This window comes from Bradyrhizobium guangzhouense, assembly GCF_004114955.1.
Taxonomy (GTDB): domain Bacteria; phylum Pseudomonadota; class Alphaproteobacteria; order Rhizobiales; family Xanthobacteraceae; genus Bradyrhizobium; species Bradyrhizobium guangzhouense.
In genome coordinates, this window is the sequence record NZ_CP030053.1 from 7076956 (window position 1) to 7100229 (window position 23274).

The following is a 23274-nucleotide window of genomic DNA, read 5'->3' on the forward strand; positions in this document are numbered from 1 at the left end:
CCGTTGTTGCTTTAAGAATTCTTCTGGCAATGGATACAGACGCCGGTGATCTCCACCACGGACAGCTTTGGCGCAAAACCCGACGCCCGCGCCGCGGTGTTGAGTTCCCTGGCAAAGGACCCCGACGGAATCTCGCCGACCAGGCTGCAGCGCTCGCAGATCAGGAACGCCACCGCCGAGGTCGAATCGTGGTCATGGGCGGCGCAGGCGAGATAGGCGTTGCGGCTTTCGATGCGGTGCACGAGACCGTTCGCCATCAGGAAATCGAGGGCACGATAGACGGTGATCGGCGCCGGCCGCGGCATCGATTTGGCAAGCTCGTCGATCACTTCATAAGCGCCGAGCGGGCGATGGCTGGAGAGCAAGGCACCCAGCACCTGGCGGCGGATCGGCGTGAATTTCTGCGCGCGAGCCTCGCAAACCGCTTCCGCATGCGCCAGCGCGTCCGCGGTGCAGCGGCCGTGATCGTGGTCGGGCGTCGGAAAGGCCGGGTTTGCGAGGGTCATCCGGCCTGCCTTCTAGCATTTCGGCCGGGGAACCCAAAGCACGACCGGCGGGGCGGCGGTCAGCCATGCTTTTGCTGCGGGACAGCACCGCGTTAACCCGCCATGAAATAATCATAAGCTTGCTTATTATATCCTAGCTTATTGGAGACCAAGCTCATGACCCGCGGGTCGTCTGTCGACCAGAATTTCCTGTTCACGCTCGGCGAGCTGTACCGGCTCTTGCGCGTCTATGCCGACAAGGAAGCCTCGCGCTTCGGCATCACCCGCGCGCAATGGGCTGTCCTGGCCAAAGTCGAGCGCAGCGAGGGCATGAAGCAATCGGAGCTCGCCGAGCTCCTGGAGATGCAGCCGATCACGCTCACGCGCCTGATCGACAAGCTCTGCGACAACGACTGGATCGAGCGTCGCAGCGACGCCTCGGACCGCCGCGTCAAGCGCCTTTATCTGAGGAAGGCCGGCCGCGCCCTGCTCGGCAAGATGAGCGGGCTCAAATCCGAGCTGACCGCGAATGCGCTCGACGGCATCAGCCCGGCGGACGCCCATCGTCTCCTCACCCAACTCGAAACCATCAAAGAAAACGTGCGTAACGCGATCCAGACCTCCGGCGCGGAACAAGCACGTAAGGAGCAGCGCTATGGCTGAACAAGTCCTCAAATTCCAGCCCGAGCAGAAGATCGACAGCGGCAAGCCGACCAAGAAGGCCGGCACCGATCCGCGCCGCCGCTTTGTCGCGGGCTTGCGCCGCTATCGCCGCTTTCTGCTGATGGTGGTGCTGCCGATCGTGGCCGTCGTCGCCGGCCTCGCCCTCTATCTCAATGGCGGCCGCTATGTCGGCACCGACGATGCCTATGTCGGCGCGCAGAAGGTGCTGGTGACGCCCGACATCTCCGGCAAGATCCAGAAGGTGGTCGTGAAGGAGGGCCAGTCGGTCGCGAAGGGCGACGAGCTGTTCGAGATCGATCCCGTGCCGTTCCGTCTCGCAGTCGACGAAGCCAAGGCGCAACTCGCCCAGGCGCAGACGACCTATGACAATCTCATCGCCAACATCAAGATCTACGGTGACATGCTCGATCTCGCCCAGCAGGGCGTCGACCTGAAAAAACGCGACGTCGAGCGCAAACAGGCGCTGGTGAAGAACAGCTTCGGCTCGCAGCTCGACCTCGACAACGCCTCGAACGCGCTGGTCACCGCAGGCGCGCAGGCGCAGTTCATCAAGCAGCAGCTCTCCAACGCCAAGACGCAATTGCTCGGCAATCCCCAGCTGCCGCTGGAACAGTTCCCGCCTTACGTCCAGGCAAAAGCCAAGCTCGAAGACACCCAGCGCAATCTCGATCACACCCTGCTGCGCGCGCCGATGGACGGCATCGCGACTCAGGTGGATCAGATCCAGCTCGGCCGCTTCGTCGCGGCCGGAACGCCGGTGTTCTCCATCATCGACGTCGCCCATCCCTGGGTCGACGCCAATCCGAAGGAGAGCGATCTCACCTACGTCACCGAAGGCCAGAATGTAACCCTCGAGGTCGACGCGTTCCCGAACCACGTCTTCAAGGGCAAGATCAGCTCGCTCTCGCCCGGCACCGGCGCGCAATTCGCGATCCTGCCGCCGCAGAACGCCACCGGCAATTTCGTCAAGGTGGTGCAGCGCGTGCCGATCCGCATCTATTTCGACGAGAGCGACAAATACGTGAAGAAGCTGAAGGCCGGCATGAGCGTCTATGCCAGCATCGACACCGGCCATAAGCGTTCGCTCGCCGGCCTGCTCGGCCTGTCGGCCACCGCGGGTCAGGACAAGGACTAAGCCGATGTCCGGCCCCAATGCCCATTTGATGGTCCCGGGCCTGCGCCGGAACATGGTGACGATCTGCGCCATGACGGCAACCATCATGCAGGCCCTGGACACCACCATCGCCAACGTCGCCCTGCCCTACATGCAGGGTACGTTGTCGGCCTCGCAGGACCAGATCAACTGGGTGCTGACCTCCTACATCGTCGCCGCCGCGATCATGACGGCGCCGGTGGGCTGGATCGCCAACCGCTACGGCCGCAAGCGCATCTTCATCATCTGCTCGGCCGGCTTCACGCTGGCCTCGGTGCTGTGCGGCCTCGCGCAGGACATCAACCAGATGGTGCTGTTCCGCCTGCTGCAGGGCGTGTTCGGCGCGGCGCTGGTGCCGCTGTCGCAAGCCGTGATGCTCGATTATTACACGCTGCAGGAACGCGCGACCGCCATGTCGATCTGGGGCATGGGCGTGATGATGGGCCCGATCATGGGACCGTCGCTCGGCGCCTGGCTGACCGAGACCTATTCCTGGCACTGGGTGTTCTTCGTCAATCTGCCGTTCGGCATCGTCACCGTGCTCGGGCTCGGCGTCTTCATGGACGAAACCGACAAGAATCTCAGCCTGAAGTTCGACTGGTTCGGCTTCGGCGCGCTGGCGCTCGCGATCGGCGCGCTTCAGCTCGCGCTCGACCGCGGCGAGCAGCTCGACTGGTTCGAGTCGGTCGAGATCGTGACCGAGTTCGTCATCTCCGGCGTGGCGTTCTATTACTTCTTCGCGCACTCCTTCACGACCTCACGGCCGTTCATCCAGTTCGCGCTGTTCAAAGACCGCAACTTCCTCACCGGCTGCATCTTCATGACGGTGATGGGCCTCGTGCTGTACTCGACCATGGCGCTGGCCTCACCCTACCTCCAGAACGTCATCGGCTATCCCATCATGACCGCCGGCGGCCTGCTCGCCAGCCGCGGCTTCGGCACCTTCTTCGCCATGATGATGGTCGGCCGCATCATGAAATACATCGAGGCGCGCACCCTGATCATCTGCGGCCTGACGCTGACGGCGGCCTCGCTGTTCCAGATGACCGGCTGGACCGACCAGACCCAGGTGCCGGAGATCGTCATCGTCAGCGTGATGCAGGGCTTCGGCTTCGGCCTCGTCTTCGTGCCGCTCTCGACCGTGTCGTTCCTGACGCTGCCGAACCATTTGCGCACCGACGGAACCTCGATGCTGACGCTCTTGCGCAACGTCGCGAGCTCGGTCGGCATCTCCATCGTGATCGCGCAGCTGACGCAGGGCACGCGCAGGACCTATGCGATCCTCTCGGAGAACATCAATCCGTTCAACCACGCGCTCCAGATGCCCGACGTGCACAGCCTGCTCAACCTCTCCACCGACGCCGGCCGCGCCATGGCCGACCGCATGGTCAGCGTGCAGGCACAGATCATCGCCTTCGCGCACGATTATCAGCTGGTGATGTTCTTCATCCTCTGCACCATCCCGCTCGCGCTGATGATCGGCTCGACCAAGGCCGCCCTGCGCAAGCAGGCGGCGGGGCCGGAGCATGCGGTGATGGAGTAGCCACGGGTGTCATGCCCGGCTTGCCGCCTTCGCCAAGGCTTCGGCGGGCCGAGCACCCTCTGGGCCTCGGCGTAGCCTTGGCGGAGCCGGGACCGGGGCATCCAGTACGCAGCGGCTTCTCCGTATCCCACAAACGTCTCTGGAATACTGGATCGCCCGGTCAAGCCGGGCGACGACAGTGAGCGTGTAGCGCGCGCCCTACAGCAGCTCCTCGCACCCCAGATCCTCGACCGCCATCATGATCCGCTCCAGATGGTGCCACCAGATCACCGGCGGGATGTTGATGCTCCATTGCCAGACCGGCTTGGTGATGTGCCAGAGCACCGACAGGCGGTAGTCACGATCGAGCGCGCCGCGCGTGTAGCCGGTGATGCCGCTTGCGAGCAACGTCTCGTGATAGAGATTGAGCAGCGGACGCTCCAGCGCCTGCCGGCGCTCCGGAAACCAATGCAGCGCCATCATGTAGGCGAGGTCGTTGGTCGGGACATTGACGCCCCACAGGTCGAAATCGAAGATGCGAACGGTGTCGGCGACGCCGGCGCGCGGCAGGAAGAAATTCCAGATGTGGGCATCGCCGTGGGTGATGCTGAGGTTACGACGCGAATGGTAACGCTCGGATAGCCGGCCCGACTGGTCGATCAGGCGACGATAAAGAAGCCGGCGCTCCTCGCTGAGGCGATCGCCGAGCAGATCGGCGAATCGGTCGTAATGACCGGCAAAGGTTTCCATATGCTGCGCGCTGTCGTCCGGGCTCGCCCGGGTTCCGATGGAATGGCCGAGATCGGGATGGTCCCACCAGGCCGCATGCCAGTGCGCGAGCGTGGAGACGATCGCGAATGTCTGCTCGCGCGATGGCGGCAGCGGCCATCGGGTGGCGATCTCGTGGCTGTCGGTGAGGTCCTCGAGCAGGAGATGCCAGGCCTCGCCCTGTTCGTCGAAGCGCCCGTCGAAACAGCGCGGCACCAGCCCCCGCGGCATGTTCGGTGCGAGCTTGGTGTAGAAGGCCACCTCGTGCCGACCGCCATGCGCGAGCGTCTTGGCAAAGTCGGCATGCGGCGTCTTCAGGATCAGCGTCTGCGGCGCGCCGGCTGATTCGCCGACATAGCGCAGGCCGATCCGGGTGATGTGCGACACCACGGTATCGCGCTCATGCAGCACTTTCACCTCGCGCACGGCGCCGGCGTCCAGCGCGCCGGCCTTGCGCAATGCAGCCGTGAGGTAGCCAGGTTCAGCGACTGCCGGAAGTTGCGGATTCGTCATGACCACGATGCCCCCGTGCCGTGCAATATTGCACGATCACAATCGCGGACACCAGCGGCAGATGCATCGATGCGACGGCCCTCAGGCGGCCGCCGCTTCCTCTCCAAAATTCCGGGCGATGTAGCGGGCGAGCTCTGCCTTTTGCGCATCGCCAAGGGCAAAGGCGACATGCGCGGCTTCGCCGTCATGGGTCCGGACCGTGAAGGGGAGCGGCAATGCGAATCCCTTGATTCGCAGCAGGCCCGTCTCGTTAAGGTCGAGCCGGGGCGCGCATCGGATCCAGGCACCACCCTCTGAAAGGTCGACCAGCGTGGTCGTGTGCGCGGCCTGCCGGCTGTCGGTGACGGTCACTTCCAGATCGGTCGGATAGCGCTTGGTGAGACGACGGTCGACCTCCGCCGCCGAACTGCGCACCGTGCGGACCAGCAGCGATTGCAGCGAGGACAGGTTCGAAGAGACGCCGGAAATCGCGTCCCGCATCTCGGCCGCGCGCGCGTTGACGGAATCGGCGTCATGACTGACGCGGGTAATCTTGGCGGACACCTGCTTGGCCGCGGATGCCGATTCCTGGATCGACCGCGCGATCTCGCGCGTCGCGGCGTCCTGCTCCTCCATGGCCGCGGCGACCGACGTCGCGACGCCATCGATCTCGGTGATCTGGCCGCCCATCTCCTCGACCGCATCCACGGCGGCCTGGGTCGAGGCCTGAATCTCGGCGATCAGCCGGGCAATCTCTTCGGTCGATTTCGCGGTCTGGTTGGACAAGGATTTGACTTCGGCCGCGACCACCGCAAAGCCGCGACCGGCCTCGCCGGCGCGGGCCGCCTCGATCGTTGCGTTCAAGGCAAGCAAATTGGTCTGGCCGGCAATCCCCCCGATCAGATCGGAGACTTCGGCGATCTTCTTCACCGACCCCGAGAGGGCCTGAATGGTCGTCCGCGCCTGCTCGCGACCGGCGACGGCCGATGCGGTGACCTGGCTTGCCCGCGCCAATTGCGCCGAAATCTCACGTATGGATGCCGTCAGTTGCTCTGCCGCAGCGGAAACGGTATCCGCGCTGGCCAAGGCCTGCTCGGAAGCCGTGGCGACGCCTTGCGATTCCATCGACAGATCACGCGCGATATCCGAGAGAGTGGTAGCAGCACGCTCCACGCCCTGGGTCGCGCCGGTGGCCGTCTCGACCGATGCGCCGGTTTCGCGCTCCACCGTGGCAGCCATATCCAGCAGCGCCTTGCGCTTCGCGAGGTTCGCTTGCTCCTCGTTGCGAACCTGCTCCTCGCGCATCCGCGCATTGTCGAGCGCACCCTGTTTGAACACCGCCAGCGCGCTCGCCATCGAGCCTACCTCGTCGCGGCGCGTGGCATAAGGCACTTCCGCCGTGAGATCGCCGGTCGCGAGCTTCTGCATCGCGCCGGTCATTCGCACGATCGGACGGACGACCCCAAAGGCGACGAAGGCGATGCCGCCGATGATCAGCGCGAGCACGACGGAAGATACGCCCCACACGACATAGGAGATGGAAGCGTCGCGCTCGGCTGCGAGCTTTTCCATGTCGGCGTTCTGCTTGTTGGCCCCCTCGACGATACCGTCGATGATGCCGCGATGGGCCGTGTAAGTCGCCTTCAATTGCGCATAGGCACGCTCGGCCGCCGCCGCGTCCTTGCTCGAGAGGGCCGGCATGAGCTGATCGAACACCAACTTCCAGAACTTCTGAACCTCGACATCCGATTTGGAGACCAGCGCCGCCTTCAGATCCGCTGGCAGGCTGGACGCACTCCAGAATGCCTTGCGGTCTTCATAGTCCTTCCTGAGCTGCACCAGGCGCTCGCCGTGAGCGGTAAGCTGGTCCGGCTCCCGCATCGCAAGAGTTGCAACCAGATAGGCTTCGAGCACGTAAGCCGGCGGTGGCAAAATATCGGCGACGAGATCGTTACCGAGCTTGATGTCGGAGTAGAGCGGGCCGCCGACCTTCAGCTCGCGCAGTGCATAGACGCTGGTGGCCAGCACGGCCGAGAAGCCGAGCACGAGGAGAAGGCCGAACGCGATGATGGCCGAGGAAATCGATAAACGCATTTTCATGGCAGGGCCCGCAGTATGTACGGCCCCCATCGATAGCTCATTCAAGTCAACAGACGCTGAATAGGACTATCGGAATTCCGCAAGCGGAGCCTCCGTAAGAGACCGGAGGAGGAAAGAAAATTCGCATCTCACATCGCATCACTTCAAAAACAGAATGCCCGGGCGGTCCCGGGCATTGCAGCGAAAGAGGCAATCTGTTCGTTCCTCACACGTCGAAGAACACCGTCTCACTGTCGCCCTGCAAACGCAGGTCGAGCTTGTAGACCGCCTTGCCGGCCTCGCGCACCGCGATCAGCGTGGCGCGGCGGTCGGCCGGCACCAGCGCCAGCACGGGATCGGCGGCGTTGCCGGCCTCGTCGCTGAAATAGATGCGGGTATAGAGATGCCGCAGCATGCCGCGGGCGAAGACCGCCAGGACGATGTGCGGCGCCTGCGGCTTGCCGTCGGCATCGGGCACTGCGCCCGGCTTGATGGTGTCGAAGGAATAATTGCCGTCCTTGTCGGTGCCGCAGCGGGCGAAGCCGCGGAAGCTCGCGTTCGGCAGCGCGCGCTTGTCCTGCGGATCGGCGTAGCGCCCCTGCGCATCGGCCTGCCAGATCTCCAGCATGGCATCGGGCACGATGGCGCCGTCGCCGTCGAGCACCCGTCCCTCGATGCGGACGCGATCGCCGGAGACGTCGGGCGTCAGCGTCGAGTTGGTGAAGGCGTCGTTCCAGGCGTAATCGCCTGTCGGCGTCAGGCCGTATTTGAAGAACGGGCCGACCGTCTGCGACGGCGTGATCCCATCGGGCTTCACAGAATCCTGCACGTTAATGGTTCTCCATGGGGGTGGCGTTCTTGCCGCGCAGCACGATGTCGAAGCGGTAGCACAGCGCCCATTCGGGCTTGGTGTTCTCCAGGTCGAACGAAGAGACCATCCGCATCCGCGCCTTCTCGTCCGGTACCGAATTGAAGATGGGATCGAACGGGAACAGCGGATCTCCAGGGAAATACATCTGCGTCACCAGGCGGGTGACGAAGGAATAGCCGAACACCGAGAGATGGATGTGGGCGGGGCGCCAGGCGTTGTGGTGATTGCCCCAGGGATAGGCGCCGGGCTTGATGGTGACGAAGCGGTAATAGCCCGATGCATCGCTTAACGTGCGGCCCGCGCCGGTGAAATTGGGATCGAGCGGCGCCGGATGCTGGTCACGGACATGGACGTAGCGGCCGCAGGCATTGGCCTGCCAGATCTCGACCAGCGAATTGGGCACGCCGCGGCCGTCCTCGTCGCGGACATGCCCGTGCACGATGATGCGCTCGCCGAGCGGCTCGCCCTTGTGCTGGGTGGTGAGATCGCTGTCGCCCTCGCGCACGGTCTCGTGGCCGTACACAGGTCCGGTCAGTTCCGACAGGGTGTGGCGCATCGGGATCAAGGGCTTGTTCGGCGCGCGCTTGATCGAGCTCTTGTACTCGGGCGACAGCGGCAGCGGATGCGCCTTGTTGCTGTCAGTCGGATAGATGAATGTCATGGGCGAACTCCTCCCCGGCCATTTCGGTCCGGCCGGACCACGTTTGCGCCAATCATTATAGAATATAACTAATCTAGGGAAGCGGGTTTAGCGCCCTTCCCCGGAGCTGACCGAGCTATTTGATGGGCGCTCGCGGCAGCACGGCCTCGCCGGCCTCGAGCCGGTAGGTGTGATCGAGCGAATACCAGGGCGTTGCGACGTCATGCGCGGTCGGATGCGGCGTCTCGTGGCGCACGAACTTGCCGATCAACGCTTGTGTCACGCCGAACTGCACGTCGCTGTCGATATGGGGATCGTTGGGATCGTAGACCTGCGAGATCAGCACCTTGAAGCCGGGCTTGAAGATCAGGGCATGCAGATGCGCGGGACGATAAGGATGCCGGCTCTGCGCTTCCAGGAGGCGACCGACCACACCATTGGTCGGAATGGGATAGCCTGTCATCATCACCGAGCGAAAGGAAAAGCGCCCGTCGGCATCGGTCGTGAACTTGCCGCGCAGGTTCATGTCGGCCTGCTCGGGGTCCTGGTTCTCGTACAGTCCAACCGGCGAGGCGTGCCAGATATCGACTTCCGCGCCCGCGACGGGGCGACCGTCCTTGTCGACGACACGACCATTGACGAACAGCGGCGCGCCCGGAGTCTCGGAGCGGACGATCGATCCGCCATTCTCCACCCGTGGCGAGTGCAGCCGCCAGAACGGCCCGAGCAACGATTGATCGGTTTCGGTATTGCCCTGATCGCCATTGTTGAGCAGGCACACCAGCGGCGAGACGCCGAGCGAGCCCGCCATCAGCACGACTTCGTTGTGCGTGTCGGTGGTCAGCTTGCCGAGCTCGGCGATGATCGCGGTGGCGTCGCGAAACTCCTTTTCGGTCAAGCGCACGTCACGGACGAAGCCGTGCAGATGCTTGACCAGCGAGACCATGATCTGCCGCGTCCGCGGATCGGACGTCCGCTCCATCACCGCCAGTGCGGCGGCCGTGACGTCCTGCTCGCGCTCGATGATCATGCTCGTCTCCCAACCACCCAGTCATTCCGGGGCGCGAGTGAAACGAGCGAACCCGGAATCTCGAGATCCCGGGCTCAGCCCTCTCGGGCTGCCCCGGGACGACGAGACGCTTGCCGCGTCTCGTCAATTCACCTTCTCGATTGCAACCGCCACGCCCTGGCCGACGCCGACGCACATGGTGGCGAGCGCGAGCTTGCCGCCGCGCTTTTCCATGCCGTGCACGGCGGTGAGCGCAAGGCGCGCGCCGCTCATGCCGAGGGGATGGCCGAGCGCGATGGCGCCGCCATGCGGATTGACGTAGTCGGCATCGTCGGCGACGCCGAGCTGGCGCATGCAGGCGATGCCTTGCGAGGCGAACGCTTCGTTGAGCTCGATCAGGTCGAAATCGGTGATTCTCTTGCCGAGACGCTCCATCAGCTTGCGGGTTGCCGGCACCGGGCCGATGCCCATGATGCGTGGCGGCACGCCGGCCGAGGCGAGGCCGAGGATGCGCGCGCGCGGCGTCAGGCCGTGCTTCTTCACGGCGGCTTCGGAGGCGAGGATCATCGCGGCCGCGCCGTCATTGACGCCCGAGGCGTTGCCGGCCGTCACCGTGCCGGGGTTGCGCACGATCGGCTTCAGCTTTGCGAGACCCTCCAGCGTCGTCTCGGGACGCGGATGTTCGTCTTTGTCGACGGTGATGGGCCCGGCCTTGCCGCCGGGAATGGTGATCGGGGTGATTTCTTCGGCGAAATAGCCTGATGCGATCGCCTTGCCCGCACGCTGCTGCGAGCGGATCGCGAAGGCGTCCTGGTCGGCCCGCGAAACCTGGAATTCCTCGGCGACGTTCTCGCCGGTCTCCGGCATCGCATCGACGCCATACTGCGCCTTCAGCAGCGGATTGATGAAGCGCCAGCCGATGGTGGTGTCGAAGATCTCGGCCGAGCGCGAGAAGGCTTCCTGCGCCTTGCCCATCACGAAGGGCGCGCGGGTCATGGATTCGACGCCGCCGGCAATGGCGAGATCGATCTCGCCGGAGCGGATGGCGCGGCCGGCAGCACCGACCGCGTCGAGGCCGGAGGCGCAGAGCCGGTTCAGGGTCTGGCCGGGAACCGAGTCGGGAAGACCCGCAAGCAGCAGCGCCATGCGCGCGACGTTGCGGTTGTCCTCGCCGGCCTGGTTGGCGCAGCCGAAGAACACTTCGTCCACCTGGGCCCAGTCGAGATTGGGGTGCTTGGCCATCAACGCCTTGATCGGGGCGGCGGCGAGGTCGTCGGCGCGCACCTTGGCGAGAGACCCGCCGAAACGGCCGATCGGGGTCCGCACGGCATCGCAGATAAAGACGTCACGCATCATCGTTCTCCCTGAATGCCGCGGTTCGGCGGAAATTCTTCAATGTCGGCGGAGTTTTAGGAGGGCGCCCGCGGCAGGTCAATTGACGGTTGCTTGCGTGTTCCGAGGGACCAGCACGCCTCCGGCGCATGCCGCGGTGCGGACAACGTGGAAAACCTCCCCTGCCAGGCCAAAGCGATAGGAGCAGGAGGCGAAATTTTGTAGGTTGCGCCGCTCATGACCCTACAACAGCCCATTCCCGTCCCGCCCCCCGACGACGCACCCGCAGCGACGCCCGAAGCCGCCGCGCGCGTGACGCCGATGATGGAACAGTATCTGGAGATCAAGGCGGCGCATCAGGGGCTGCTGCTGTTCTACCGGATGGGCGATTTCTACGAGCTGTTCTTCGAGGATGCCGAGATTGCCTCGAGGACGCTCGGCATCGTCCTGACCAAGCGCGGCAAGCATCAGGGCAACGACATCCCGATGTGCGGCGTGCCGGTCGAGCGCTCCGAGGATTATCTGCACCGGCTGATCAGCGCCGGCCACCGGGTCGCGGTGTGCGAGCAGACCGAGGATCCCGCCGCGGCGAAAGCGCGCGGCAACAAGAGCGTCGTGCGCCGCGGCGTGGTGCGGCTGGTGACGCCGGGCACGCTGACGGAAGACACGCTGCTCGATGCGCGCGCCAACAACTATCTGCTGGCGATCGCGCGGGCGCGCTCATCCGCCGGCGGCGACCGTTTCGGGCTGGCCTGGATCGACATCTCGACCGCCGAATTCACGGTCACCGAGGTTTCGGGCGGCGAGCTTGCCGCGACGCTGGCGCGCATCAATCCGAACGAGGCGATCGTCACCGACGCGCTTTTTGGCGATAACGAGCTCGGCCAGACCTTGCGCGAGCTACCGGCGGTGACGCCGGTGACCCGCGACGTCTTCGATGGCGCCACCGCCGAGAAGCGCCTGTGCGACTACTTCGCCGTCGCGACCATGGACGGGCTGACGCAGCTCACGCGCCTGGAAGCGACCGCGGCAGCGGCCGCGGTGACTTATGTCGACCGCACCCAGGTCGGCAAGCATCCGCCGCTGTCGCCGCCCACGCGCGAAGCCTCGGGCGCGACCATGGCGATCGATCCCGCCACGCGCGCCAATCTCGAGCTGACGCGCACGCTCGCCGGCGAACGCCGCGGCTCGCTGCTCGATGCGATCGACTGCACCGTGACCTCGGCCGGCTCGCGCCTGCTGGCGCAGCGGCTTGCTGCGCCCTTGACCGATGCGCCGGCGATCGCGCGGCGGCTCGATGCCGTGAGTGCCTTCGTCGCTGACGCGGCGACGCGCGAGGACATCCGGAGCATTTTGCGCGGCGCCCCCGACATGTCGCGGGCGCTGGCTCGTCTCTCGGTCGGCCGCGGCGGCCCGCGCGACCTTGCGGGCCTGCGCGACGGCATCATCGCTGCCGACCAGGTGCTGGCGCGGCTGTCCGAGCTCGACCAGCCGCCGCAGGAGATCGCGGCGGTGATGGCGGCGCTGCAAAGGCCCCCGCGCGAGCTCGCCGCCGAATTTGCGCGCGCGCTCGACGAGCAATTGCCGCTGATCAAGCGCGACGGCGGCTTCGTGCGTGCCGGCTACGAACCCGCGCTCGACGAAGCACGAAACCTGCGCGACGCTTCGCGCCTGGTGGTCGCCTCGATGCAGGCGCGCTACGCCGACGCGACCTCCGTCAAGGGCCTCAAGATCCGCCACAACAACGTGCTCGGCTATTTCGTCGAGGTCACAGCGCAGCACGGCGACAAGCTGATGTCGGCGCCGCTGAACGCGACCTTCATTCATCGCCAGACGCTGGCGGGCCAGGTGCGCTTCACGACGTCGGAATTAGGGGAGATCGAAGCCAAGATCGCCAATGCCGGCGATCGTGCGCTCGGCCTCGAGCTCGAAATCTTCGAACGGCTCTGCGCGAGAGCGATCGAGATCAGCGACGATCTGCGCGCCGCGGCACAAGGCTTTGCGCTGCTCGACGTTGCGACCTCGCTGGCCAAGCTCGCGGTCGACGAGAACTATGTGCGGCCGGAGGTCGACGGTTCGCTCGGCTTTGCCATCGAGGCCGGCCGGCATCCCGTGGTCGAGCAGGCGCTGAAGCGCAATGGCGAGCCGTTCATTGCCAACGCCTGCGACCTCTCACCGGCGCCAGCGCAAAAGTCCGGCCAGCTCTGGCTGCTGACCGGCCCGAACATGGCGGGTAAATCGACCTTCCTGCGCCAGAACGCGCTGATTGCCTTGATGGCGCAGATCGGCAGCTTCGTGCCGGCAACGCGCGCGCGGATCGGCATCATCGATCGCCTGTTCTCGCGCGTTGGCGCCGCCGACGACCTCGCGCGCGGCCGCTCCACCTTCATGGTGGAGATGGTGGAGACGGCGGCGATCCTCAACCAGGCCGGCGAGCGCGCGCTCGTCATCCTGGATGAGATCGGCCGCGGCACCGCGACCTTCGACGGCCTCTCGATCGCCTGGGCCGCGATCGAGCATCTGCACGAGAGCAACCGCTGCCGCACGCTGTTCGCGACGCACTATCATGAACTCACGGCGCTCTCGGCCAAGCTGCCGCGCATGTTCAACGCCACCGTGCGGGTGAAGGAATGGCAGGGCAATGTCGTGTTCCTGCACGAGGTGCTGCCCGGCTCGGCCGACCGCTCCTACGGCATCCAGGTCGCCAAGCTCGCGGGCCTGCCGCCGGCCGTGATCACGCGTGCCAAATCGGTGCTGGCGAAGCTCGAAGCGCAGGACCGCGGCCAGACCGCCCGCGCGCTCGCCGACGACCTCCCGTTGTTCGCCGTCCCCTCTCGTGCCGCCGCGGAAGCCGCGCCGCCGACCGAGGCCGAACTGCTGATGGACGCCGTGAAGGCGCTACATCCCGACGAGATGTCGCCGCGCGAGGCGCTCGATGCGCTCTACGCGTTGAAGGCGAAACTGCCGAAACAATGACGGCGCCGTAGGGTGGGTTAGCCCCGCGATTGCGCGAAGCGCAACTGCAGGACTAACCCACCCTACGCTTCCGAGTACTTGTCCTACGCCCTCGCCGCGATCGCGGCGGCCTCCGCGGCGGCGCGCTGCATGCTGGTCGACATCTCGTTGGTGACCGTGCTCTGCTCCTCGACGGCCGCGGCGGTCGAGGTGACGTATTCGCTGACGTTGTTGATCGCCTGCTTGATCGAGCCGAGCGCGCTGACGACATCGCCGGAGATGCCGTTGAGGCTGCCGATCTCCTGGCCGATCTTGTCGGTGGCCTGCTTGGCCTGGTTGGCGAGGCTCTTCACTTCGGAGGCCACCACGGCAAAGCCGCGGCCGGCTTCACCGGCACGGGCGGATTCGATCGTGGCATTCAGCGCCAGCAGGTTGATCTGGCCGGTGATGCTGTTGATCATCTCGACGATGCCGCTCATCGCCTGCGCGGCTTCGGTGAGACGCTGGGCCTGGGCGTCGGCGGCGGCGACCTGGTCCACGGCGCTCATCGCGGTCTCGCGCGACTTGGTCATGGCCTCGGAAATCTCCCGCACCGACGCGTTGAGCTCTTCCGAGCCGGCGGCGACCGATTCCATCATGCCGCGGACGCGCTCGTTGCCCATGCGGACCAGCACCTGTTTGGTGGTGTCGGTCGCGTATTTCACGACCTTGAACGGCTTGCCGTTGAGATCGAAGATCGGGTTGTAGGAGGCCTGGATGTAGACTTCCTTGCCGCCCTTGCCGATGCGCTTGTATTCCCCCGCCTGGTACTGGCCGCGGTTGAGCGCGGCCCAGAAATCGCGATAAGCCGCGCCGTCGCGCTCGCCGGGCTCGACGAACATGCTGTGATGCTTGCCCTTGATCTCGGCCAGGGAGTAGCCGAGGGCTGCGAGGAAGTTCGCGTTGGCGGTGATGATCGTGCCGTCCATGTTGAATTCGATCACGGCCTGCGCCTTGTCGATGGCCTCGAGCTGGCCGGCGCGGTCGGCGTTCTTCAGCTTGTCCGCGGTCACGTCCGTTGCATATTTGACGACGCCGAACGGCTTGCCGTTCTCGTCGAGGAGCGGGTTGTAGGAGGCGAGAATCCAGACCTCGCGACCGCCCTTGCCGATACGCTTGAACTCGCCGGCCTGGTATTCGCCACGGTTGAGCTTCGCCCAGAACTCGCGATAGGCCGCGCCGTCACGCTCGGCAGGCGCCACGAACATGCTGTGATGCTTGCCCTGGATCTCGGCCAGCGAATAGCCGAGCGTGTTGCAGAAATTCTCGTTGGCGGTGACGATGGTGCCGTCGAGCTTGAACTCGATCACCGCCTGGGCACGACTGCTGGCGGCGATCTTCGAAGCGTCCGTCATGCTCCGGATCTTCTTCGCGGTGATGTCGGTCGCGATCTTGGCGACCATCACCGCCTTGCCCTCGCCGTCGAGCACCGGATTGTAGGATGCTTCGATCCAGACCTCGTGGCCGTCCTTCGCGATCCGCTTGAACTCGCGCGCTTGATACTCGCCACGCTTCAGTGCCGCCCAGAACGCCTTGTACTCGGCCGTGTCGCGCTGGTCGGCCGGCACGAACATCGAGTGATGCCTGCCCTGGATTTCGTCGAGCCGATAGCCGAGGGCGTCGAGAAAATTCTTGTTGGCCGTGACGATCGTTCCATCGAGATCGAATTCGATCATCGCCTGCGAGCGGCCAATGGCATCGAGCCGCGCCTGTGCGTCAGGATGAGACTTGCGACCGAACATTCAAATATCTCCTCGATGAGAATCGTTTTGCTAGACGCAGGCAGCGTTGCCCTCACGCTCGAAAATTTTCGGCCCGGCCGTCAGTCGGTTTTGGAACTGTGGCCCGTATGCAAAGGGGGCCGCCTCAACAACTGTCGAGTATATTTACGGGCAAGGCCCAAAGATTAAATTAACGATGCTTTCGAAAACCGGCGGCCGAGCACCGCAGAAGTACGAGGCGGATCACCGCAAAATTTCCGTACGCAACGCTTACGCTTCAATGCGCTGCGCTCTGCGCCCATTCCACCACAGCGTCAGGTTCCACATCACACAGGTTGCAAGCGCCAGGAAGAGACCAACCGGCGATCCAAATCTCTCCACCGCAACGTGCATGACCGCGATCGCCATCCCGAAACCGAGCAGGCCCCAGGCGGAATTGGCAAGCACGGCCGCGGTCGGCGGCCCGCCGATGCGGGGATGCAGGATCAGCATGATGCTGGAGAATACGACAGGGTAGAGCGCGATGATGCCGCTGATGCGGGCGCCGACCCAACTCGACGTCGAAACGACGATCGCGACGAGAGTCGCGACCAGCGCGGCCCGCATCGGGATGTCGTACCAGCGGCGCGTCACCAGCGGCATCTTCACGTGGCGGTAGCCTGAGAGCAGCGGAATGCAGATGCCGAAGGCGATGAAGTTCGCAGCGAGACCGGCGGCGAGCGTCCAGTCGAACAGGCGGATGACCGAGGCGATGGCGATCCAGACCGCGAACGCGCTGCAGCAACTGACCGCCATGCTGTGCCGCTGCGCCAGCACGACATAGGTGAGGCCCATGACGATCGTTGCGGCATTGATCGGCAGGCTCGACAGCGCGCCCTGCGCGATGAATGCGGCATCATGGTCGATCGCGAGGAAGACGTAGGAGGGCCCGGCGGAAACCGGCAGCGTTGCGACCAGCGCTCCGATCGCCGGCCCCGAGCGCTCGGTGATCACAGACGCCGACACGACGAACGCCGCCGCGATCGCCATGCGCAGGAGAAGGAAGAGAATGAAGTGGAGGTCGGGGGACATTCTGTTTGTCATTGCGGGGCGCGCGAAGCGCGAGCCCGGAATCCATAACCACAGGCCATAGTGGTTTGAGAGCTGGAGCAACGACCGCCCGAAATCACGACGGCCTGGGGTTATGGGTCCCGGGCTCGGGCCAAGCGGCGCGCCCCGGGACGACACCAATTGTTGGACGACGACCTTCGCCTCACATCCGCTGCATCGATACCGAGACTTTCGGGCCGTTCTTGATGGTCTGATAGACCACGCAATAGCGCTCGGTGAGCTTGAGCAGCAGATCGAGCTTGTCCTGCGGGGCATCGGTGTCGACCTCGAAACGCAGGCGGATCTCGGCGAAGCCGACCGGGGTCTCCTTGTCGATGCCAAGCGTGCCGCGGAAATCGAGATCGCCTTCGGCGTAAACGTTACCGGTCTTGAGCGGCACCTCAATCGCGGTCGCGACCGATTTCAGTGTGACACCGGCACAGGCCACCAGCGCTTCCAGCAGCATGTCGCCGGAGCAGAGCTCGAGGCCGGAACCGCCGGTGGCTGGATGCAGGCCGGCCATCGCAATGGCGCGGCCGGTCTCGACCTTGCAGGCGATGCCTTCGCTGTCGGTCGAGCCCTTGGCCTTCAGCGTGATCAGCGCGGTCTTGGGATCGGTCTTGTAGCGCTCCTTGATCGGGGCCTGCATCTGGCGCAGCTCTGCGGCATCCATCTTGTTCTCTCCCGGGAAAATAGCCTCTCGATGTACCGGCTCGGGGTGAGAATGTCACCACCACATGGCCTGACCGGGACCCTGGGTTGCGTCACGGTCGGGCACGTTGCGGTCGAGCGAACGGTCGAGTGACGTCAGCACGCTTCGCTTGAAATTCTCGAACAGCGGCGAATTGCGGTCGCGCGGCCGGGTCAGATTGATCTCGATCTGGTCGAACAGCCGGCCCGGCCGTGGCCGCATCACCAGCACGCGGTCGGCCAGCACGACGGCCTCGTCGACGTCATGTGTGACGAGGATCAAGGTCGGTCGCGTGTCGGCCCAGAGGTCGAGCAGATGATCCTGCAGGTCCCGGCGGGTGAAGGCGTCGAGCGCCGAGAACGGCTCGTCGAGCAGCAGCACTTCCGGCTGCGGCACAAGTGCACGGGCGATGGCGACGCGCTGCGCCTGTCCGCCGGAGAGCTCGCGCGGCCAGGCTTGCGCCTTGTCGGCGAGGCCCACACGTTCCAGCGCGCGCGCCACCTTCCCGCGGCGTTCGGCCGCTGGGAGATCGGCGAGGCCAAAGCCGATATTGTCGGCGACGCCTAGCCAGGGCAGCAGACGCGGCTCCTGGAAGATGATGCCGATCTTGGCGTGCGGCGAAAAGATCGCCTCCCTGTCGAGCGCCACGGTGCCGGAGCTGGCGCGGTCGAGGCCGGCGATGGCGCGGAGCAATGTTGATTTGCCGCAGCCGGAGCCGCCGATGATGGCGATGATCTCGCCCTGCCCGATCTCGGCGGAGAAGCGCGCCAGCGCCTCGACGCCGTTGGGATAGGTCTTGCTGACCCGGTCGAGCGCCAACATCGCCTTGTGCTCCCTTATCAAGTTTCTTTGGCGCGACCGAACGCATCCTGCCAACGCAGGAACGGTGCCGCGGCGACTTCGATCAGCCAGTCGGTGAGCTTGCCGAGGATGGCAAATATCACGATCGCGGCCAGGATCTGCGCGGGCTTGCCGAGCTGCTGGCCGTCGAGCAGGAGATAGCCGAGGCCTTCCGAGGCGCCGATCAGCTCGGCCGCCACCACGAACATCCAGCCGAGGCCAAGGCCAACACGCAGGGACACGACATAGGCCGGCAGCACCGCGGGCAGCAAGATGCGGCGGATCATTGCAAAGCCGGAGAGGCGGAAGGTGCGGCCGACCTCGACGATCTTGCGATCGACCGAGAGGATCGCGCCCATCACGCCGAGATAGACCGGAAAGAACACGCCGACCGCGATCAGCGCGATCTTCGAGGTCTCGAAGATGCCGAGCCAGAGGATGAACAGCGGCACCCAGGCGAGCGAAGGAATCGCGCGTAATGCCTGCACGGTCGGATCGAGCAACCGCCGGGCCAGCGACCAATAGCCTGAGATGGCGCCAAATACCGTGCCGGCGATGACGCCAAAGGCGAAGCCGAGCCCGACCCGCCACAACGTCGCGGCGATGTGGTGGAAGAGCTCGCCGGAGCGGGCGAGATCAGCGATGGTGGCGAACACCCGCGAGGGCGGCGGCACCAGCCTGCCGTTGGACCAGCCGGACCAGACCACAAGCTCCCAGCCCAGTGCGAGTGTCACCGGCAGCAGCAGGCCGAGCATCGGCCGCGCATAGCGCGACAGTCGCGACGACGCGCCGCCGCTCTCGGCGGGCTCCGAAGATTGTTGCAGCACTGGTGCGTCGGAGATCATGGCCATAGCAAGCGCGTCTGGGGCGGGAATGCAAGGCGTGCCTCCCTCTGCCCGCGTAGCCCGGATGGAGCTTCGCTCCATCCGGGCTACGAAACCCTCAATTCGTCGGCAGCGGGACGCGGTCGTCGATCAGCGCATCCAGCGTCGCCTTCACGTCGACCTTGGCATCGACGACGCCGGCCTGTTGCAGCGCGAGGCCGGCAGCGAGGATCGACTCGCGCTGGGGCGCGCCGATACGGCTGTGGGTGAGCTCGGTGCGCTCCTTGAGCTGCTTGTCGACGACGGCCTCCGGCAGCTTGGTGACGGCCATGAAGGTCTTCTTGAGATCGTCGTAATTCGCCAGCGAATATTTCCGCGCGTCCTCATACACCGCGAGCACGCGGCGGGCGGCGTCCGGATGGTCCTTCAAGAACTGCTCGCGCACATTGAGGATGCCCCAGGTGTTGGCGTCGGCCTTGCGATAGAACAGTTTTGCGCCTTCTTCGATTTCGGCCTGCGCCATCATCGGATCGAGACCGGCCCAGGCATCGACGTCGCCGCGGATCAGCGCGGTCTTGCCGTCGGCGTGCTGCAGCAGCACCGGCGTGATGTCCTTCTCGGTCAGTCCTGCGCCCAGCAGCGCACGCACCAGGAAGATGTGCGGATCGGTGCCGCGCGTCACCGCGACGCGCTTGCCCTTGAGATCAGCGACATCAGCGATCTTGGAATCCTTTGATGTGACCAGCGCGGTCCACTCGGGACGCGAATAGACGTAAATCGACTTGATCGGATTGCCATTGATGCGCGCGACCAGCGCCGCCGAGCCCGCGGTCGAGCCGAAGTCGATCGAGCCGGCATTGAGGAATTCGAGCGCCTTGTTGGAGCCCGCCGACTGCACCCAGGTGATGGTGATGCCGTCCTTGGCGAACTCCTTCTCCAAGAGGCCCTTCTGCTTCAGGACGAGAGACACCGGATTGTAAGTCGCCCAGTCGATGCGGATTTCCCTGAGCGGATCGGCGGCCCGCGCCGAAGGGGTGACGGCGAGCGCAGCAGCTCCCGCCAGCAGAATACGTCGTGTGATCTCAGCCATGCCCAGAATCCTCAAAAACTTCATTGTTTTTCAATGAGTTATATCTAGAGGTCAACGAGAAAATCCGACCCTTGAAAGCGCGTGGACCGAGAACAATTTTGCTTCCAGCCGGCAATTTCCAGCATGGAATGACTATTGCTGGCGAATGGCTGATGACAGCGCCTGCCGCCTCTTATATCCGGTGAGACATGGACAGCGTTACGACCGAGCATAAGCCCCAGGTGGATGATCGTTTCGACACTGCGCGGATCACCGCTGCGGTCGATGCGCTTGCCGAAAAGCATCAGGGGCGCGAGGACGCGTTCCGCACCGCCGTGGCGCAGTTGCTCAAGGCGGAACTCATCGCCGCGCGCGCCGCCGCGCAGGCGATCCTGCTGAAGGACCGCCACGGCCGCCGCTGCGCCGAGCGCTTGTGCCACGTGCAGGACGAGATCATCCGCATCCTCTATTCAGCCGCGACCCGCCATCTCTATCGTTCGCCGATCCCGAGCGGCGCCGAACGCATGGCGGTGGTCGCGACCGGCGGCTACGGCCGCGGTCTGATGGCGCCGGAATCGGACATCGACCTGCTGTTCATCCTGCCCTACAAGCAGACCGCCTGGGGCGAGCAGGTGGCCGAGGCGATTCTGTATTGCCTCTGGGACATGGGCCTGAAGGTCGGTCACGCCACGCGCTCGGTCGATGAATCGATCCGGCAGGCGCGCGGCGACATGACCATCCGTACCGCCATCCTGGAAACGCGCTTTCTCACCGGCGACCAGCCACTCTATGACGAGCTGGTCGCGCGCTTCGACAAGGAAGTGGTGCAGGGCACCGCGTCTGAATTCGTCACCGCCAAGCTCGCCGAACGCGAGGAGCGCCATCGTCGCGGCGGGCAGTCGCGTTACCTGGTCGAGCCCAACGTCAAGGACGGCAAGGGCGCCTTGCGCGACCTGCACACGCTGTTCTGGATCGCCAAATACGTCTATCGCGTCCGCGACACCGACGAGCTGGTCGAACGCGGCGTGTTCGACGCGCAGGAATATCGCAGCTTCCGCCGCTGCGCCGACTTCCTCTGGTCGGTGCGCTGCAATCTGCATTTCTACTGCGGGCGGCCCGAGGAGCGTCTGTCGTTCGACCTCCAGCGCGAGATCGCTGTCAGGCTCGGCTACACTTCTCATCCCGGCATGCAGGACGTCGAGCGCTTCATGAAGCACTACTTCCTGGTCGCCAAGGAAGTCGGCAACCTCACCGCCATCCTCTGCGCCAAGCTCGAGGACCAGCAGGCCAAGCCCGCCCCGGTGCTGAGCCGGATGATGGCGCGGCTGCGCCCGACACCAGCGAAGCGGCGAGTGCCGGAGAGCGACGACTTCATCGTCGACAACAACCGCATCAACGTCGCCGCGCCCGACGTCTTCAAGCACGATCCGGTCAATCTGATCCGGATCTTCCGCCTGGCGCAGAAGAACAACCTCGCCTTCCACCCGGACGCGATGCGCGACGTGACGCGCTCGCTTGGCCTGATCAACGCGCAGATGCGCGAGAATCCCGAGGCCAACCGGCTGTTCATGGAGATCCTGACCTCGGACAACGCCGAGATCGTGCTGCGGCGGATGAACGAAACCGGCGTGCTCGGTCACTTCATCCGCGCCTTCGGCAAGATCATCTCGATGATGCAGTTCAACATGTATCATCACTACACCGTGGACGAGCATCTGATCCGCTGCGTCGGCTTCCTCCAGGACATCGAGCGCGGCGGCATCGAGGAGTTCACTCTCGCCAGCGATCTGATGCGCAAAATTCGTCCCGAGCACCGTGCAGTGATCTACATCACGACGCTGCTGCACGACATCGCCAAGGGGCGGCCGGAAGATCACTCGATCGCAGGAGCCAAGGTGGCGCGGCGGCTGTGCCCGCGGCTCGGCTTCAGCGCGGCCGACACCGAGCTCGTGGCCTGGCTGATCGAGGAACATCTGACGATGTCCACGGTGGCGCAGTCGCGCGATCTCTCCGACCGCAAGACCATCGAGAATTTTGCTGCCGTGGTGCAGTCGGTCGAGCAGATGAAGCTGCTCACCATCCTGACCACTGCCGACATTCGCGGCGTTGGTCCCGGCGTGTGGAACGGCTGGAAGGCCCAGCTGCTGCGCTCGCTGTATTACGAGACCGAACCGGTACTGACCGGCGGCTTCTCGGAGGTCGACCGCGGTAAGCGCCTCACGGCCGCCTACGCCGAATTCCGCCACGCCTTCGCCGAATGGCCGGCCGACGAGCTCGACGCCTATGTCGGCCGGCACTATCCGGCCTACTGGCTCAAGGTCGAGCTGCCGCGGAAGATTCGCCACGCGCGCTTCGTGCGATCGAGCGAGCAGGCCGGCCACAAGCTCGCGATCAATGTCGGCTTCGACGAGGTGCGCGGCGTCACCGAGCTGACGATCTTTGCCGCCGACCATCCCTGGCTGCTCTCGATCATCGCGGGCGCGTGCGCCTCGGCCGGCGCCAACATCGTGGACGCGCAAATCTACACCACGACGGACGGCCGCGCGCTGGACACGATCTCGATCTCGCGCGAATACGATCGTGACGAGGACGAAGGCCGGCGTGCCACCCGCATCGGCGAGATGATCGAGGACGTGCTCGAAGGCAAGTTGCGCCTGCCGGAAGTGGTGGCGCGGCGCACCGTGCGCAGCAAGGCAAAGCCGTTCGTGATCGAGCCCGAGGTGACCATCAACAACCAATGGTCCGACCGCTACACCGTGATCGAGGTCTCCGGCCTCGACCGTCCCGGCCTGCTCTACGAGCTGACCACCGCGATCTCGAAGCTCAACCTCAACATCGCCTCGGCCCATGTCGCGACCTTCGGCGAGCGCGCCCGCGACGTGTTCTACGTCACCGACTTGCTCGGCGCGCAGATCAACGCGCCGACCCGCCAGGCCGCGATCAAGAGCGCACTGACGCACGTGATGGCCGGCGACAAGGCGGTGCAACCGGCGGCGTGACCCCCATCATTC

18 protein-coding genes are annotated in these 23274 nt (G+C 65.0%); 5 read left to right on the forward strand and 13 right to left on the reverse strand.

Features of this window, described 5'->3' with window-relative positions:
* Positions 1 to 11: 11 nt before the first annotated feature.
* A complete protein-coding gene (locus tag XH91_RS33660; RefSeq protein WP_128954599.1) occupies positions 12 to 506 on the reverse strand; it encodes a Fur family transcriptional regulator in 495 nt (164 codons plus the stop codon).
* A 156-nt stretch (positions 507 to 662) separates the two neighbouring features.
* On the opposite strand from XH91_RS33660, the gene XH91_RS33665 reads away from it, so the two are divergent.
* The 3 genes from XH91_RS33665 to XH91_RS33675 are packed head-to-tail and all read left to right on the forward strand — an operon-like array spanning position 663 to position 3865.
* Entirely contained in the window at positions 663 to 1148 is a 486-nt protein-coding gene (locus tag XH91_RS33665; RefSeq protein ID WP_128954600.1) for a MarR family winged helix-turn-helix transcriptional regulator, read from the forward strand.
* Positions 1141 to 2304: an HlyD family secretion protein gene (locus XH91_RS33670; RefSeq protein WP_128954601.1), complete on the forward strand. Its 1164-nt coding sequence runs from the start codon at positions 1141 to 1143 to the stop codon at positions 2302 to 2304. Before XH91_RS33665 ends, XH91_RS33670 begins: the two co-directional genes overlap by 8 nt.
* A gap of 4 nt (positions 2305 to 2308) precedes the next feature.
* Complete coding sequence (locus XH91_RS33675) at positions 2309 to 3865, forward strand: MDR family MFS transporter (protein ID WP_128954602.1); 1557 nt, start codon at positions 2309 to 2311, stop codon at positions 3863 to 3865.
* 198 nt (positions 3866 to 4063) lie between these two features.
* On the opposite strand, the gene XH91_RS33680 is transcribed toward XH91_RS33675, so the two are convergent.
* The 6 genes from XH91_RS33680 to pcaF all read right to left on the reverse strand — a co-directional run bounded on the left by XH91_RS33680 (position 4064) and on the right by pcaF (position 11056).
* The gene (locus tag XH91_RS33680; RefSeq protein WP_128954603.1) at positions 4064 to 5152 is read right to left on the reverse strand and encodes a protein kinase family protein; all 1089 of its coding nucleotides are present in this window, start codon (positions 5150 to 5152) and stop codon (positions 4064 to 4066) included.
* 54 nt (positions 5153 to 5206) lie between these two features.
* Positions 5207 to 7204, reverse strand: a complete 1998-nt coding sequence (locus tag XH91_RS33685) for a methyl-accepting chemotaxis protein (RefSeq protein WP_128954604.1) — start codon at positions 7202 to 7204, stop codon at positions 5207 to 5209.
* Between the two features lie 205 nt (positions 7205 to 7409).
* Complete coding sequence (gene pcaG, locus XH91_RS33690; RefSeq protein ID WP_128954605.1) at positions 7410 to 8012, reverse strand: protocatechuate 3,4-dioxygenase subunit alpha; 603 nt, start codon at positions 8010 to 8012, stop codon at positions 7410 to 7412.
* Position 8013: 1 nt separating this feature from the next.
* Positions 8014 to 8715, reverse strand: a complete 702-nt coding sequence (gene pcaH, locus XH91_RS33695) for a protocatechuate 3,4-dioxygenase subunit beta (protein WP_128954606.1) — start codon at positions 8713 to 8715, stop codon at positions 8014 to 8016.
* 115 nt (positions 8716 to 8830) lie between these two features.
* On the reverse strand, positions 8831 to 9724 hold the full coding sequence (locus XH91_RS33700; protein WP_128954607.1) for a dioxygenase family protein: 894 nt from the start codon (positions 9722 to 9724) through the stop codon (positions 8831 to 8833).
* Between the two features lie 123 nt (positions 9725 to 9847).
* Entirely contained in the window at positions 9848 to 11056 is a 1209-nt protein-coding gene (gene pcaF / locus XH91_RS33705; protein WP_128954608.1) for a 3-oxoadipyl-CoA thiolase, read from the reverse strand.
* A gap of 216 nt (positions 11057 to 11272) precedes the next feature.
* On the opposite strand from pcaF, the gene mutS reads away from it, so the two are divergent.
* Complete coding sequence (gene mutS, locus XH91_RS33710; protein ID WP_128954609.1) at positions 11273 to 14011, forward strand: DNA mismatch repair protein MutS; 2739 nt, start codon at positions 11273 to 11275, stop codon at positions 14009 to 14011.
* Positions 14012 to 14094: 83 nt separating this feature from the next.
* Here mutS and XH91_RS33715 read toward each other — a convergent pair whose 3' ends face one another.
* The 6 genes from XH91_RS33715 to XH91_RS33740 all read right to left on the reverse strand — a co-directional run bounded on the left by XH91_RS33715 (position 14095) and on the right by XH91_RS33740 (position 20284).
* Positions 14095 to 15771, reverse strand: coding sequence for a methyl-accepting chemotaxis protein (locus XH91_RS33715; protein ID WP_128954610.1), 1677 nt, complete (start codon positions 15769 to 15771; stop codon positions 14095 to 14097).
* 249 nt (positions 15772 to 16020) lie between these two features.
* Entirely contained in the window at positions 16021 to 16821 is an 801-nt protein-coding gene (locus tag XH91_RS33720) for a hypothetical protein (protein WP_128954611.1), read from the reverse strand.
* Positions 16822 to 17002: 181 nt separating this feature from the next.
* On the reverse strand, positions 17003 to 17512 hold the full coding sequence (locus XH91_RS33725; RefSeq protein ID WP_128954612.1) for an OsmC family protein: 510 nt from the start codon (positions 17510 to 17512) through the stop codon (positions 17003 to 17005).
* A 54-nt stretch (positions 17513 to 17566) separates the two neighbouring features.
* Positions 17567 to 18352, reverse strand: a complete 786-nt coding sequence (locus XH91_RS33730; RefSeq protein WP_128954613.1) for an ABC transporter ATP-binding protein — start codon at positions 18350 to 18352, stop codon at positions 17567 to 17569.
* Positions 18353 to 18369: 17 nt separating this feature from the next.
* Positions 18370 to 19215, reverse strand: coding sequence for an ABC transporter permease (locus XH91_RS33735; RefSeq protein WP_128955078.1), 846 nt, complete (start codon positions 19213 to 19215; stop codon positions 18370 to 18372).
* Positions 19216 to 19312: 97 nt separating this feature from the next.
* Positions 19313 to 20284, reverse strand: coding sequence for an aliphatic sulfonate ABC transporter substrate-binding protein (locus XH91_RS33740; protein WP_164933557.1), 972 nt, complete (start codon positions 20282 to 20284; stop codon positions 19313 to 19315).
* 188 nt (positions 20285 to 20472) lie between these two features.
* Between XH91_RS33740 and XH91_RS33745 the strand changes: the two genes are divergently transcribed.
* Positions 20473 to 23262 (forward strand): [protein-PII] uridylyltransferase, encoded by a 2790-nt coding sequence (locus XH91_RS33745; protein WP_128954615.1) that lies wholly within the window; start codon positions 20473 to 20475, stop codon positions 23260 to 23262.
* The last annotated feature ends 12 nt before the right edge of the window (positions 23263 to 23274 follow it).

Coding starts and splice junctions, on each gene's coding strand:
- pcaF (WP_128954608.1), bottom strand. CDS start 11,056: ATGCGTGACGTCTTTATCTGCGATGCCGTGCGGACCCCGATCGGCCGT.
- XH91_RS33685 (WP_128954604.1), bottom strand. CDS start 7,204: ATGAAAATGCGTTTATCGATTTCCTCGGCCATCATCGCGTTCGGCCTT.
- XH91_RS33735 (WP_128955078.1), bottom strand. CDS start 19,215: ATGATCTCCGACGCACCAGTGCTGCAACAATCTTCGGAGCCCGCCGAG.
- pcaH (WP_128954606.1), bottom strand. CDS start 8,715: ATGACATTCATCTATCCGACTGACAGCAACAAGGCGCATCCGCTGCCG.
- XH91_RS33725 (WP_128954612.1), bottom strand. CDS start 17,512: ATGGATGCCGCAGAGCTGCGCCAGATGCAGGCCCCGATCAAGGAGCGC.
- XH91_RS33730 (WP_128954613.1), bottom strand. CDS start 18,352: ATGTTGGCGCTCGACCGGGTCAGCAAGACCTATCCCAACGGCGTCGAG.
- XH91_RS33660 (WP_128954599.1), bottom strand. CDS start 506: ATGACCCTCGCAAACCCGGCCTTTCCGACGCCCGACCACGATCACGGC.
- XH91_RS33715 (WP_128954610.1), bottom strand. CDS start 15,771: ATGTTCGGTCGCAAGTCTCATCCTGACGCACAGGCGCGGCTCGATGCC.
- mutS (WP_128954609.1), top strand. CDS start 11,273: ATGACCCTACAACAGCCCATTCCCGTCCCGCCCCCCGACGACGCACCC.
- XH91_RS33745 (WP_128954615.1), top strand. CDS start 20,473: ATGGACAGCGTTACGACCGAGCATAAGCCCCAGGTGGATGATCGTTTC.
- XH91_RS33740 (WP_164933557.1), bottom strand. CDS start 20,284: ATGGCTGAGATCACACGACGTATTCTGCTGGCGGGAGCTGCTGCGCTC.
- XH91_RS33670 (WP_128954601.1), top strand. CDS start 1,141: ATGGCTGAACAAGTCCTCAAATTCCAGCCCGAGCAGAAGATCGACAGC.
- XH91_RS33665 (WP_128954600.1), top strand. CDS start 663: ATGACCCGCGGGTCGTCTGTCGACCAGAATTTCCTGTTCACGCTCGGC.
- XH91_RS33720 (WP_128954611.1), bottom strand. CDS start 16,821: ATGTCCCCCGACCTCCACTTCATTCTCTTCCTTCTCCTGCGCATGGCG.
- XH91_RS33700 (WP_128954607.1), bottom strand. CDS start 9,724: ATGATCATCGAGCGCGAGCAGGACGTCACGGCCGCCGCACTGGCGGTG.
- XH91_RS33675 (WP_128954602.1), top strand. CDS start 2,309: ATGTCCGGCCCCAATGCCCATTTGATGGTCCCGGGCCTGCGCCGGAAC.